The sequence below is a fragment of the Pseudomonas sp. MS646 genome, from assembly GCF_036693845.1.
GTDB classification, from domain to species: domain Bacteria; phylum Pseudomonadota; class Gammaproteobacteria; order Pseudomonadales; family Pseudomonadaceae; genus Aquipseudomonas; species Aquipseudomonas chlororaphis_E.
The window spans coordinates 6,001,994-6,014,945 of the sequence record NZ_CP144763.1 but is presented as its reverse complement, the minus strand read 5'-3'; the positions used below and the strand labels follow the sequence as shown (position 1 = coordinate 6,014,945).

Sequence of the window (12,952 nt, the reverse complement as noted above, 5' to 3'; positions counted from 1 at the left end):
GAGCGGGGTCTTTTTTTACCGGAATCGCTTAAGGACGCTTGCGATTGCTGATCAACGTACCCACGCCGGTATCGGTGAAGATCTCCAGCAGGATCGCATTCGGCACCCGGCCATCGATGATCAGCGAGCTGCCGACGCCGCCCTGTACCGCTTCCAGCGCGCAGCGGATCTTTGGCAGCATGCCGCCGTAGATCGTACCGTCGGCGATGAGGTCGTCGACCTGTTGGGTCGACAACCCGGTCAGGACCTTGCCCGACTTGTCCATCAGGCCGGCGATGTTGGTCAGCAGCATCAGCTTCTCGGCTTTCAGTGCCTCGGCCACCTTGCCGGCCACCAGGTCGGCGTTGATGTTGTACGACTCACCGTTGGCCCCCACGCCGATAGGCGCGATGACCGGGATGAAGTCGCCCTTGACCAGCAGGTTCAGCAGGTCGGTGTTGATGCCCACCACTTCGCCCACCTGGCCGATGTCGATGATTTCCGGCTGGGTCATCTCCGGGGTCTGGCGGGTCACGGTGAGCTTTTTCGCCCGGATCAGTTCGGCATCCTTGCCGGTCAGGCCGATGGCGCTGCCGCCATGGCGGTTGATCAGGTTGACGATGTCCTTGTTGACCTGGCCACCCAGGACCATTTCCACCACATCCATGGTCTGCGCGTCGGTCACGCGCATGCCATCGATGAAATGGCTTTCGATCGCCAGGCGCTTGAGCAGGTCGCCGATCTGCGGGCCACCGCCATGCACCACCACCGGGTTGATGCCCACGGCCTTCATCAGCACGATGTCGCGGGCGAAGCCGGTTTTCAGCTCCTCGCTTTCCATCGCGTTGCCGCCGTATTTGATCACCAGGGTCTTGCCGACATAGCGTCGGATGTAAGGCAACGCTTCGGACAGGACCTTGGCGGTATTGGCGGCGGCTTCGCGTTCGAGGGTCATTCAGGGCTCCGGTGGTGCTTCAAAAATCAGAACGGTAGTTGAAGATCAGGTGCAACACGTTTGAGTTGGGTGTGGAACACATCCTTGATGCGCTGCAGTTCGGCTTCGTTGTCGGCCTCGAAGCGCAGGACCAGCACCGGCGTGGTGTTGGACGCGCGCACCAGGCCCCAACCCTGGGGATAGTCGACCCGCACACCGTCGATGGTGGTCAGTTCGGCGCCTTCGCCCCATTGAGCGTCGTGCAGTGCATCAATGATGCTGAATTTGGTCTCTTCGGTCACATGGATATTGATTTCCGGCGTAGAAATATCGTTCGGGAAGGTCGCGAACAGGTCTTCGGCGCTGGAGGGCTCCTTGCTGAGGATCTCCAGCAGGCGCGCGGCGCTGTAGATGCCGTCGTCGAAACCGAACCAGCGCTCCTTGAAGAAGATGTGGCCACTCATTTCCCCGGCCAGCAGGGCGCCGCTCTGTTTCATTTTCTTCTTGATCAACGAGTGACCGGTCTTCCACATCAGCGGGCGACCGCCATATTCCTTGATCAGTGGCACCAGGCGACGGGTGCACTTGACGTCGAAAATGATCTCGGCATCCGGGTTGCGCGCCACGACATCCTTGGCGAACAGCATCAGCAGGCGGTCGGGGAACACGACGCTGCCGGTGTTGGTGACCACGCCGACGCGGTCGCCATCGCCGTCGAAGGCCAGGCCCAGGTCAGCGTTGGTTTCCTTGACCTTGGCGATCAGGTCTTGCAGGTTTTCCAGCTTGCCCGGGTCCGGGTGATGGTTGGGGAAGTTGCCATCCACCTCGCAGAACAGCGGGATGACCTCGCAGTTCAGGGCTTCGATCAGTTGCGGGGCAATCACGCCGGCGGCGCCGTTGCCGCAGTCGACCACCACTTTCAGGCGACGGGCGAGCTTCACGTCCTTGACGATCTCATCGTTGTAGCGCCCAAGGATGTCGACCTGGGTCACGCTGCCTTTGCCGCTGCTCAGGTCGTTGGTCTTGAGGCGGGTGTGCAGGGCCTGGATCTGCTCGTTGGCCAGGGTGTCGCCAGCGATGACGATCTTGAAGCCGTTGTAGTTCGAGGGGTTGTGGCTGCCGGTGAGCATCACGCCGGATTTGCCGGCCAGGACGTTGGCGGCGTAGTACAGCGCCGGCGTCGGCACCAGGCCCACGTCGCTGACGTGGCAGCCACTGTCGGCAATACCCTTGATCAATTGCGCGACCAACTCGGGGCCGGACAGGCGGCCGTCGCGGCCGACGCACACGTTCGGTTCGCCCTGGGCCAGGCTCTGGGAGCCAATGGCGCGGCCGATCCAGTAGGCGGTTTCGGCGGTGAGGGTTTCCGGTACTACGCCACGGATGTCGTAGGCGCGGAAGATGCTGTCAGGGAAGATCGGGGCGATTGCAGCTGGGGTGTTCATGGGCGGGGCGCTCTATCAGAGGGTGACTGGACAGGCCGACGAGGGGCGTCGGCAGGCTCAAGCTGAAGGGTATGACGGCGTTTTTGACAGAGAGTTCGTGGTGGGAAAATGCCATGAGATAGCGTTATCCCGAGCTCGGTCGCCTAATACATTGATTCCGGATGGGAAACCTAGCAGAAAGCCATTGCGCATTTTTCGCCCTGAAACAGAAGCTTAATAAACGGGCCGGGCAGCACGCCCGGCCACGAACCGCCGGCTCAGTGGCTGCCGGAGTGGCCGAAACCGCCGGCGCCGCGCTGGCTCTCGTCGAATTCCGTGACCAGTTCGAAATGAGCCTGCACCACTGGCACCAGCACCAGTTGCGCAATGCGTTCGCCCACGGCGATGTTGAAGGCCGTCTGGCCACGGTTCCAGCACGACACCATCAGCTCGCCCTGGTAGTCGGAGTCGATCAGGCCCACCAGGTTGCCCAGCACGATGCCGTGTTTGTGGCCCAGGCCCGAGCGCGGCAGGATCAGCGCGGCCAGGTTCGGGTCGCCGATGTACACCGACAGGCCGGTCGGGATCAGCAGGGTCTGGCCCGGTTCCAGGAGGGTGTCCTGCTTGAGCATCGCCCGCAGGTCGAGACCGGCGGAGCCGGGCGTGGCGTATTGCGGCAACGGGAATTCGTTGCCGATGCGTGGATCGAGGATCTTGGCTTGTAGAGCGTGCATGGAGATTTAAACCTGGTTCAGACGTTCGGCGATGAAGGTGATCAGCTGGCGGGCAATCTTGCCCTTGCTGGTCTGGGCGAAAAGGGTGGCGTGCAACTGGCGATCGATCACGCTGCAGGCGTTTTCCTCGCTGTTGAAGCCGATGCTCGGGTTGGCGACGTCGTTGGCGACGATCAAGTCGAGGTTCTTGTCCTTGAGCTTGCGCGCGGCGTAATCGAGCAGGTGTTCGGTTTCGGCGGCGAAGCCGACACTGAACGGCCGGTCGGGGCGGGTGGCGATACTGGCAAGGATGTCCGGGTTGCGCACCATCTGCAGCAGCAGGCCGTCACCACTCGTAGGGTCTTTCTTCAATTTCTGTGGGGCGACGACTTCGGGGCGGTAGTCCGCGACCGCTGCCGAGGCGATGAACAGGTCGCAGGGGATGGCGGCTTCGCACGCCGCGAGCATGTCCCGGGCGCTGACGACGTCGATGCGCGTGACCCGGTCCGGCGTGGGCAGGTGCACGGGGCCGGTGATCAAGGTCACCCGGGCGCCGGCTTCCACCGCGGCTTCGGCCAGGGCGAAGCCCATTTTCCCGGAGCTGTGGTTGGTGATGTAGCGCACCGGGTCGATGTTTTCCTGGGTCGGGCCGGCGGTGATCAGCACGTGTTTGCCGGTCAGGGCCTGGCGCTGGAAGCAGTCGGCGGCGCATTGGGCCAAGTCGGTGGCTTCCAGCATGCGGCCCATGCCGACATCGCCGCAGGCCTGGCTGCCGGAGGCCGGGCCGAAGACCTTCAGTGCACGGCTTTCGAGCAATTGCAGGTTGGCCTGGGTGGCCGGATCGCGCCACATGGCCTGGTTCATGGCTGGGGCGACGGCCACCACGGCGTCGGTGGCGAGCACCAGGGTGGTGAGCAGGTCGTCGGCGATGCCTTGGGCCAGGCGGGCGATCAGGTCGGCGGTCGCCGGGGCGATCAGCACCAGGTCGGCCCACTTGGCCAGTTCGATATGGCCCATGGCTGCCTCGGCCGCGGGGTCGAGCAGGTCCAGGTGAACCGGGTGGCCGGACAGTGCCTGCATGGTCAGCGGGGTGATGAACTCACTGCCGCCGCGGGTCATCACGACCCGTACTTCCGCGCCCTGGTCGATGAGTCGGCGAACCAGCTCGGCGCTCTTGTAGGCAGCAATGCCGCCGCCGACGCCCAGAACGATGCGTTTCCGATACAGCCGCTGCATAGGCCTGCCTTTCGATTTCAGTGGTCAGTGCAGTGCGAACCCTTCGGCAACAGCCTGCCAGGGTGCGAATCGCCTGCAAAAAAGATGGGCTACGATATCACAGCGACCGCTATGGAACAGCGGTGCGCCACAGACCAGGAGGTCCTATGAGTATTCGAGATTGGCCGGCGGCCGAGCGCCCGCGGGAGAAGTTGTTGCAATTGGGTTCGGCGAGTCTTTCGGATGCCGAGTTGTTGGCGATCTTCTTGCGAACCGGGGTTTGCGGGAAGAGTGCAGTAGACCTGGCTCGACACCTGCTGCATCAATTTGGTTGCCTGCGCGGTTTACTGGACGCCGACCTGCGTACATTCAGCATGCAACTGGGCCTGGGGCCGGCGAAGTTCGCGCAGTTGCAAGCGGTCCTGGAAATGGGGCGCCGACATCTGGCCCAGGACCTGCGACGAGAGTCGGTGCTGGAGAGCCCGCTGGTTGTACGCGACTACCTCAAGGCCGTGTTGCGCCATGAACCCCATGAAGTGTTCGGCTGCCTGTTCCTGGATTCCCGGCATCGGGTGTTGGCCTATGAGGCGCTGTTTCGCGGCTCGATCGACAGCGCCAGCGTCTATCCACGGCAAGTGGTCAAGCGCGCCCTGGCCCACAATGCCGCCGCGTTGATCCTGTGTCACAACCATCCTTCCGGCGATACCGAGCCGAGCCAGGCCGACCGGGTGCTCACCGAGCGCCTTCAGCAAGCGCTGGAGTTGATTGACGTGCGGGTGCTCGATCATTTCATCGTCGGCGATGGGGAGCCGCTGTCGATGGTGGAGTACGGGTGGATGTAGCCGCGATCTGGCAATGGCAAACTCTGTGGGGGCGGGCTTGCTCGCGAAGAGGTCGTGTCAGGCGACATCCGTGCTGGCTGACCCACCGCTTTCGCGGGCAAGCCCGCTCCCACAGGTTTCAATGCATACAGGTGGTTACTTGAGGGTGACCTTGGCGTAGTCCTGGCGACCGAACGGGCTGACCGAATAACCCTGCACTTCCTTGCGGGTGAGGGCGAAGGCCGTCGGGTGAGCCAGGGGCAGCCAGAGGGCCTGTTGCTGGATCTGTGCCTGGGCCTGCTCGTAGAGCTTGGCGCGCACGCCTTGCTCGCCGGTGGTCTTGCCGGCGCTGATCAGTTTGTCCAGGTCGGGGTTGCAGTAGCGCGCGAAGTTGGTGCCGGACTTGACCGCCGCGCAGGAAAACTGCGGCGTGAGGAAATTGTCCGGGTCGCCGTTGTCGCCCGCCCAGCCCATGAACAGCAGATCGTGTTCGCCGGCCTTGGCCCGACGGATCAACTCGCCCCATTCGATCACCCGGATTTCAGCCTGGATGCCGATTTCCGCCAGGTCCGATTGCAGCAGCTGGGCGCCAAGGCTCGGATTCGGGTTCAGCAGGCTGCCGGAAGGGCGGGTCCAGAGGGTGGTCTGGAAGCCTTCCTTCAAACCGGCCTTGGCCAGCAGTTCGCGAGCCTTGGCGGGGTCGTGGGTGTAGCCGGGCAGGTTTTTGGCGTAGCTCCAGGTGTTGGGCGGGTAGGGCCCGTTGGCCGCCTGCGCAGTGCCTTCGAAGACGGTCTTGAGGTAGCTGGCCTTGTCGAACGCCAGGTTGATGGCCTGGCGCACCTCAGGTTTGTCCAGTGGCGGGTGCTGGCTGTTGATCGCCACGAAGGCCGTCATGAAGGCGTCGGTCTGGGTCACGGCCAGCGTCGGTTCCTGGCGCGCGGCCTGCACGTCCAGTGGCTTGGGCGACAGGGCGATCTGGCATTCATTGCGACGCAGTTTCTGCAAGCGCACGTTGGCATCCGGCGTGATGGCGAAGATCAGTGGGTCCACTTGAGGCTTGCCGTCGAAATAGGCGTCGTTGGCCTTGTAGCGGATCGTCGCGTCCTTCTGGAACCGGTTGAAAATGAACGGGCCGGTGCCGACCGGCTGGTTGTTGAGCTTTTCCGGGGTGCCGGCCTTCATCAATTGGTCGGCGTATTCAGCCGAATAGATAGAGGCAAAGCCCATGCTCAACGTTGCCAGGAACGTCGAATCGGCATGGTCGAGGGTGAAGCGCACGGTCAACGGGTCCAGCGCGTCGATTTTCTTGATCAGCGTGGGCAGTTGCATGGACTGGGCGTGGGGGAAGCCGCTCTGGGCCACCTTGTGCCAGGGGTTGGCCGGGTCGAGCATGCGCTCGAAGCTGAATTTCACGTCCTCGGCGGTCAGGTCGCGACGCGGCGTGAAGTAGTCGGTGTGGTGGAACTTGACCTGGGGGCGCAGTTTGAACACGTAGGTCAGCCCGTCGGTCGAGATCTCCCAGCTCTTGGCAAGGCTGGGGACCACCTTGCCGCTGGCGGTGTCGAAGTCCACCAGGCGGTTCATCAGCACGTCGGCAGAGGCGTTGGTGGTTGTCAGCGAGTTGTACTGGACCACGTCGAACCCTTCCGGGCTCGCCTCGGTACAAACACTCAGGGCGGCCGCCTGGGCCAATGGGCTGATCAGCAGAGGGGCGAGCAACAATGGTAGGGCAGCGAGGCGCATGAGCAGTTTCCTTGTGCAAGTCGAAGGCCCATCTGCGAGTGCAGTCTGGAAAAGGCCTACCCTAGTGGGCTCGCTGGCAAATGACTATCCCCTTTTTGCATTTTCCGGCACCCTGTGGCGGTGCGTGATGGGCTCAAACCTGGCGCAGGTTAAAAAAACCTGCGCGCAGCGACGAGCGGTCACGGGCTGCGCCGGCCTTTGCCCCAGCCGTCCCGGACGGTTGAACGGTGTTCTGCCGCAAAGACAAATCACATCGGTTGTTGTTGCACCGTGGTCTTTCTGGTATAAAGCAGCGCTCTTTTCTAGGGGCCCGGTTCCTTCACTGTAGGTGTAGCCGGTAAGACCCTTAAAGAAACGCGGCGCCTGGCGCCAAATGACTGAGAGATTAAGCGGCCAACCCATGCCGGGTTGGGCATGTGGTTTTAGAGGGCTGAGGCATGTCGAGAGTCTGTCAAGTTACCGGTAAGGGTCCGGTGACTGGGAATAACATTTCCCACGCAAACAACAAAACCCGTCGTCGTTTCCTGCCGAACCTGCAGCATCACCGCTTCTGGGTTGAGTCCGAGAAACGTTTTGTACGTCTGCGCGTATCTGCCAAAGGCATGCGTATCATCGACAAGCGCGGCATTGATGTCGTGCTGGCCGAACTTCGCCGCGATGGCAAGGTTTAAGGGAGCTAATCATGCGTGAATTGATTCGTTTGATCTCGAGCGCCGGTACTGGTCACTTCTACACTACCGACAAGAACAAGCGTACTACCCCGGACAAAATCGAGATCAAGAAATATGATCCGGTTGTTCGCAAGCACGTGATCTACAAGGAAGGCAAAATCAAGTAATTGATTTTTCCCTCTTACAAAAAAGGCCCGTATCTCACGATACGGGCCTTTTTTGTTGGTTTTTTTGGCTGTCCGGGCCTCTTCGCGAGCAAGCTCGCCCCCACAAAGGCACCACATGGCCCGTGTGGGGCGATGCACCCTTGATCCCAAGGCTTCAAGCCTTCTGTTCGAACACCACGTAGATCTTGCGGCACGGTTCCAGCACTTCCCAGGTGCCCTTGAAGCCCGCCGGGATCACGAAGCGGTCACCTGCGCGCAAGGTCTTGGCGTTCCCATCGTTGTCCCGCAGCACGGAAACACCCTGGACGATTTCGCAATACTCATGCTCGGTGTAGTTGACCGTCCACTGGCCCACGGCGCCTTCCCAGACCCCGGCATTCATTTGGCCACACGGGCTGTTGTAGTGGTTGTACACCGCCTGTTCGGGATCGCCCTTGAGTACCTTGGCCGGGTCCGGACGGTAGCGGTCGGCGGCAGTGGTGGCGTGGCTGAAATCGACGATGTCCTGGATGCTCATGCGGTAATCCCCGTGAATGACGGCGCGAATGGCTGGAAGAGCCAGAGTCTATGTTTATTAAAACGAACATCGCAAGGCGGTTTGCCACCGCTATGTCAAATATATTGAAACTTCACCGGCCGCTGGTTTAGGGTGGCGGGTGCCCTCTGCCGAAAACAGCGCCGAACAGGCTGGCCGGGCAGAATTCTTTGAGCGCTGCGTTGCGCGGCGTTCTGACTCAATAAGAGGAGGACACTCGTATGACCACCCTGACTCGTGCCGACTGGGAACAACGTGCCCGCGACCTGAAGATCGAAGGCCGCGCTTTCATCAACGGTGAATACACGGATGCAGTGTCCGGCGAAACCTTTGATTGCCTCAGCCCGGTCGATGGCCGCCTCTTGGGCAAAGTCGCTGCATGCGACGTGGCCGACGCCCAGCGTGCCGTGGAAAACGCCCGCGCAACCTTCAATTCCGGCGTCTGGTCGCGCCTGGCGCCCAGCAAGCGCAAAGCCACCATGATTCGTTTCGCCAGCCTGCTCAAGCAGAACGCCGAAGAGTTGGCCCTGCTGGAAACCCTCGACATGGGCAAGCCGATCAGCGACTCGCTGTACATTGACGTGCCTGGCGCGGCCCAGGCGTTGAGCTGGAGCGGCGAGGCCATCGACAAGCTGTACGACGAAGTGGCGGCGACGCCCCACGATCAACTGGGCCTGGTGACGCGCGAGCCGGTCGGGGTCGTGGGCGCTATCGTGCCGTGGAACTTCCCATTGATGATGGCCTGCTGGAAGCTCGGCCCGGCCCTCTCCACCGGTAACTCGGTGGTGCTCAAGCCGTCGGAAAAATCCCCGCTGACGGCCCTGCGTATCGCTGCCCTGGCGGTCGAGGCCGGTATTCCGAAGGGCGTGCTGAACGTGCTGCCCGGCTACGGGCATACCGTCGGCAAGGCCTTGGGCCTGCACATGGACGTGGATACGCTGGTGTTCACCGGCTCCACCAAAATCGCCAAGCAGTTGATGGTGTACGCCGGCGAATCCAACATGAAACGCATCTGGCTGGAAGCCGGTGGCAAGAGCCCGAACATCGTGTTCGCCGACGCCCCCGACCTGCAGGCCGCCGCCGAATCCGCCGCCAGCGCCATCGCCTTCAATCAGGGTGAAGTCTGCACCGCCGGTTCGCGCCTGCTGGTGGAGCGCTCCATCAAGGATACCTTCCTGCCGCTGGTGATCGAGGCCCTCAAGGGTTGGAAGCCGGGTAATCCGTTGGACCCGGCCACCAACGTCGGCGCCCTGGTGGATACCCAACAGATGAACACCGTGCTGTCCTACATCGAAGCCGGTCACAGTGACGGCGCCAAGCTGGTGGCGGGCGGCAAGCGGATCCTCGAGGAAACCGGCGGCACCTACGTCGAGCCGACGATTTTCGACGGCGTGAGCAACGCCATGAAAATCGCCCAGGAAGAAATTTTCGGCCCAGTGCTGTCGGTCATTGCCTTCGACACTGCCGAAGAAGCGATCCAGATTGCCAACGATACGCCGTATGGCCTGGCGGCGGCGGTGTGGACCAAGGACATTTCCAAGGCTCACCTGACCGCCAAGGCCCTGCGCGCCGGCAGCGTCTGGGTCAACCAGTACGATGGCGGCGACATGACTGCACCGTTCGGTGGCTTCAAGCAGTCGGGCAACGGTCGTGACAAATCGCTGCATGCCTTCGACAAATACACCGAGCTGAAGGCGACCTGGATCAAGCTCTGACCCCTTTTGTGGGAGCGGGCTTGCTCGCGAAGGCGGTTAACATCAACGGCTAAGTTGACTGACACCCCGCTTTCGCGAGCGAGCCCGCTCCCACATTGGTCGAGGATGAGCGCAAGATTTGCGGTAGACACATCCCCTGTGGGAGCGGGCTTGCTCGCGAAAGCGGTTTAACATTCAACAGCTAGTTGATTGACACTCCGCCTTCGCAAGCAAGCCCGCTCCCACAATATTTTGAGTGATACCTGCACCGATACCCCTCCACAGGAGCGTGCAAATGCGTTGGGCGACTTACTTCGTCGTGTTGGCGTCTGTCCTGAGCGTCGGCCTGGCCTTGGGCGTCAGCATGCCGCTGGTGTCGTTGCGCCTGGAAGGCTGGGGCTATGGTTCATTCGCCATCGGCGTCATGGCCGCCATGCCGGCGGTGGGCGTGTTGCTGGGGGCCAAGGTGTCGAGCCGGCTGGCTGCGCGCTTTGGCACCGCGGCGTTGATGCGCCTGTGCCTGTGGGGCGGCGCGCTGTCGATCGGCTTGCTGGCGCTGATGCCCAGTTATCCGGTCTGGCTGGTGTTGCGCCTGTTGATTGGCGTGGTGCTGACCCTGGTCTTCATCCTCGGTGAGAGCTGGATCAACCAACTGGTCGTTGAACAATGGCGCGGACGACTGGTGGCGTTGTACGGCTGCAGCTATGCCTTGAGCCAGTTGTCCGGGCCGTTGCTGCTCGGCGTGCTGGGGACCGATCACGATTATGGCTTCTGGGTGGGCGTCGGCCTGCTCTTGGTTGCACCGCTGTTGTTGCTGGGGCGCAGCGGCGCGCCCAGCAGCGAGGCCGGCAATGTCACGTTGGGCGACCTGTGGGCGTTTTGCCGAAGCTTGCCGGCGATTGGCTGGGCAGTGTCGTTGTTCGCCGCCTTCGAAGCGATGATCCTGACATTGCTGCCGGTCTACTGCCTGCGCCAGGGCTTCAGTGCCGAGGTGGCATTGGCGATGGTCAGCACCGTGGTGGTGGGCGATGCCTTACTGCAATTGCCCGTTGGCGCCCTGGCCGACTACATGTCCCGCCGCACCTTGTTCACCGGCTGTGCGGTGTTGTTGATGCTATCGAGCCTGGCGGTGCCGGTACTGATCGATACGCCGTTGATCTGGCCCCTGTGGATCCTGTTCGGCGCCAGCGCAGGTGGCTTGTTTACCCTGTCGCTGATTCTGATCGGCGAGCGTTTCCGTGACGATGCGCTGGTGCGGGCCAATGCCCATGTCGCGCAGTTGTGGGGGATCGGTTGCCTGGTCGGTCCGCTGGCAGCGGGGGCCGGCAGCCAGTGGATCAGTGGGCATGCGTTGCCCTTGTTCATGGCGGCGGGGGCCTTCGGCCTGGTGATCCTGTTATTGCGCCAGGGTGCGTTCGGCGCCACGCAAGCGGCGTGATCACTTCGCTACGCCGGATAACGCGGGCTACAGCATCCGCTCCAGGCCGACGGTCTTGGCGAACCAGGCATTGAAGCGGCGCCACCAACTGCCGGGTTCGTGGTCCAGGTCGTGTAGCGTGCCGTTGTCTTCGGTGGTCCAGACCAGGGTGTCGTCCTTCAGTCGTGCCTGATAACTCAAGGCCGGGGCCATGCCTTGCAGGGCCAGCTCACGCACCTGGCCGGCGAGCGCTTCGCTGTCCACCAAAACGCCGACCTCGGTGTTCCACAGCACCGAGCGCGGGTCGAAATTGAACGAACCGATAAAGGCTTTCTGCCGGTCAAAAATGATCGCCTTGCTGTGCAGGCTCGAGTCCGACTCGCCGTAGGACCTGCTGTAGAACAGGTGCGGGCGGCCGCCGGTTTCGCCCGGTTGTCGGCGCAGTTCGAACAGGCGCACACCGTGCTCCAGCAAGGCCCTGCGGTACGGCGCATACCCGCCATGCACCGCCGGCACATCGGTGGCCTCCAGGGAGTTGGTCAGCAGGCTCACCGACACGCCCGCATCGGCGCGACTGGTCAGGTAGACCAACCCTGGCTGGCCTGGGACGAAGTAGGCGGAAATCATGATCAGTTCTTTGCTGACGCCCGTCAGCTCCGGCGCCAGTTGAGTGGTCAGCAGCAACTGCGGATCGGGCTCGTCCTTGGCCAGCACCTTGCTCGGCGCGTCCCACATCGCCTTGTTCCAGGCCCAGATCAGCTGGTTGCGCCAGGTGTCCAGGCGTGGCTGGGTCTTGTAGGTGGTCAGTTGCTGGTAGAGCGCGTGATTTTCCTTTTGGGTCTGTTCAAGGGACGCTTGCAGACGCGCCCGACTGTCGGCCAGGTCCTTGGGCGTGGGGCGATGGGACAGGAACTGTTCGATGGGTTTGCTCAGGGCGCTGTTCCAGTACTGGTCGAAGCTGTGGCCCAGTTGTTCGGCCACCGGCCCGACCCCGAGCAGGTCGATGTCGGTGAAGTTCAGGTTGGGTTCTGCGTCGAAATACTCATCCCCCAGGTTGCGGCCGCCGACGATGGCCATGCTGTTGTCTGCCAGCCACAGCTTGTTGTGCATGCGCCGGTGTTGCAGCGACAGGTTGAACAGGCGTCCAAGGCCGCGGGTCACCCCGGTGGCCCGGCCCAGGTGCAAGGGGTTGAACAGGCGGACCTGGATCTGTGGGTGGGCGGCCAGGGTCGCGATGGTTTCTTCCTGGCCGTCGCTGGCGGTGTCGTCCAGCAGGATCCGCACCCGCACACCGCGGTCCGCGGCCTTGAGCAATTCGTCCACCAGCATCCGGGTGCTGATGCCGTCGTGGACGATGTAGTACTGCAAGTCCAGGCTGCTCTGGGCGTGGCGGATCAACTCGGCCCGGGCGATGAACGCGTCGGTACTGTCGGGGAGCAGGCGAAAGCCCGACTGCCCTTCATGGGGCGCCGCCTGGGCCTGGACCGAGCGGCCAAAGGAGGATTCGCTGGCCGGTAGTGCCTGGGAGGGCTCGCGGGTGACATCAAGACTGGCGCAGCCGCCCAGCAGCGAGGCGACTAGCAGTAGCGCTGGCAGGATCGGTCTGGATCTCACGTAGGATCGTTCCGCTCGATTGCGT

The 12,952-nt window shown here is 62.6% G+C and carries 11 protein-coding genes and 1 pseudogene; 5 read left to right on the top strand and 7 right to left on the bottom strand.

Annotated features, from left to right (window positions below):
• Window positions 1–28: 28 nt before the first annotated feature.
• From argB to coaBC, 4 genes and pseudogenes are all read right to left on the bottom strand, one after another.
• Window positions 29–934, bottom strand: a complete 906-nt coding sequence (gene argB / locus V3H56_RS26745) for an acetylglutamate kinase (protein ID WP_042732927.1) — start codon at window positions 932–934, stop codon at window positions 29–31.
• 26 nt (window positions 935–960) lie between these two features.
• Window positions 961–2,319, bottom strand: a pseudogene (locus V3H56_RS26740) (phosphomannomutase/phosphoglucomutase); the annotation flags it as partial.
• Between the two features lie 296 nt (window positions 2,320–2,615).
• Window positions 2,616–3,071, bottom strand: a complete 456-nt coding sequence (gene dut, locus V3H56_RS26735) for a dUTP diphosphatase (protein WP_047735760.1) — start codon at window positions 3,069–3,071, stop codon at window positions 2,616–2,618.
• 6 nt (window positions 3,072–3,077) lie between these two features.
• The gene (gene coaBC / locus V3H56_RS26730; RefSeq protein WP_047735761.1) at window positions 3,078–4,286 is read right to left on the bottom strand and encodes a bifunctional phosphopantothenoylcysteine decarboxylase/phosphopantothenate--cysteine ligase CoaBC; all 1,209 of its coding nucleotides are present in this window, start codon (window positions 4,284–4,286) and stop codon (window positions 3,078–3,080) included.
• A gap of 146 nt (window positions 4,287–4,432) precedes the next feature.
• On the opposite strand from coaBC, the gene radC reads away from it, so the two are divergent.
• Window positions 4,433–5,107, top strand: coding sequence for a DNA repair protein RadC (radC, locus tag V3H56_RS26725; RefSeq protein WP_338474034.1), 675 nt, complete (start codon window positions 4,433–4,435; stop codon window positions 5,105–5,107).
• Between the two features lie 135 nt (window positions 5,108–5,242).
• Here radC and V3H56_RS26720 read toward each other — a convergent pair whose 3' ends face one another.
• Window positions 5,243–6,829: an ABC transporter substrate-binding protein gene (locus tag V3H56_RS26720; RefSeq protein ID WP_047735762.1), complete on the bottom strand. Its 1,587-nt coding sequence runs from the start codon at window positions 6,827–6,829 to the stop codon at window positions 5,243–5,245.
• Between the two features lie 437 nt (window positions 6,830–7,266).
• Between V3H56_RS26720 and rpmB the strand changes: the two genes are divergently transcribed.
• Window positions 7,267–7,500, top strand: a complete 234-nt coding sequence (gene rpmB, locus V3H56_RS26715; RefSeq protein ID WP_007921114.1) for a 50S ribosomal protein L28 — start codon at window positions 7,267–7,269, stop codon at window positions 7,498–7,500.
• An 11-nt stretch (window positions 7,501–7,511) separates the two neighbouring features.
• On the top strand, window positions 7,512–7,667 hold the full coding sequence (gene rpmG / locus V3H56_RS26710) for a 50S ribosomal protein L33 (RefSeq protein ID WP_003177274.1): 156 nt from the start codon (window positions 7,512–7,514) through the stop codon (window positions 7,665–7,667).
• A 154-nt stretch (window positions 7,668–7,821) separates the two neighbouring features.
• Here the strand turns inward: rpmG and V3H56_RS26705 are convergent, their stop codons facing one another.
• Entirely contained in the window at window positions 7,822–8,184 is a 363-nt protein-coding gene (locus V3H56_RS26705) for a cupin domain-containing protein (protein ID WP_042728985.1), read from the bottom strand.
• Window positions 8,185–8,423: 239 nt separating this feature from the next.
• Between V3H56_RS26705 and V3H56_RS26700 the strand changes: the two genes are divergently transcribed.
• Window positions 8,424–9,917 (top strand): aldehyde dehydrogenase, encoded by a 1,494-nt coding sequence (locus V3H56_RS26700; protein WP_042728986.1) that lies wholly within the window; start codon window positions 8,424–8,426, stop codon window positions 9,915–9,917.
• A 274-nt stretch (window positions 9,918–10,191) separates the two neighbouring features.
• A complete protein-coding gene (locus V3H56_RS26695; protein WP_047735763.1) occupies window positions 10,192–11,334 on the top strand; it encodes an MFS transporter in 1,143 nt (380 codons plus the stop codon).
• Window positions 11,335–11,361: 27 nt separating this feature from the next.
• Here the strand turns inward: V3H56_RS26695 and V3H56_RS26690 are convergent, their stop codons facing one another.
• Window positions 11,362–12,927 carry a phospholipase D family protein gene (locus V3H56_RS26690; RefSeq protein ID WP_042728988.1) on the bottom strand — a complete coding sequence of 522 codons (1,566 nt, stop codon included), beginning with the start codon at window positions 12,925–12,927 and terminating at the stop codon, window positions 11,362–11,364.
• Between the last annotated feature and the right edge of the window lie 25 nt (window positions 12,928–12,952).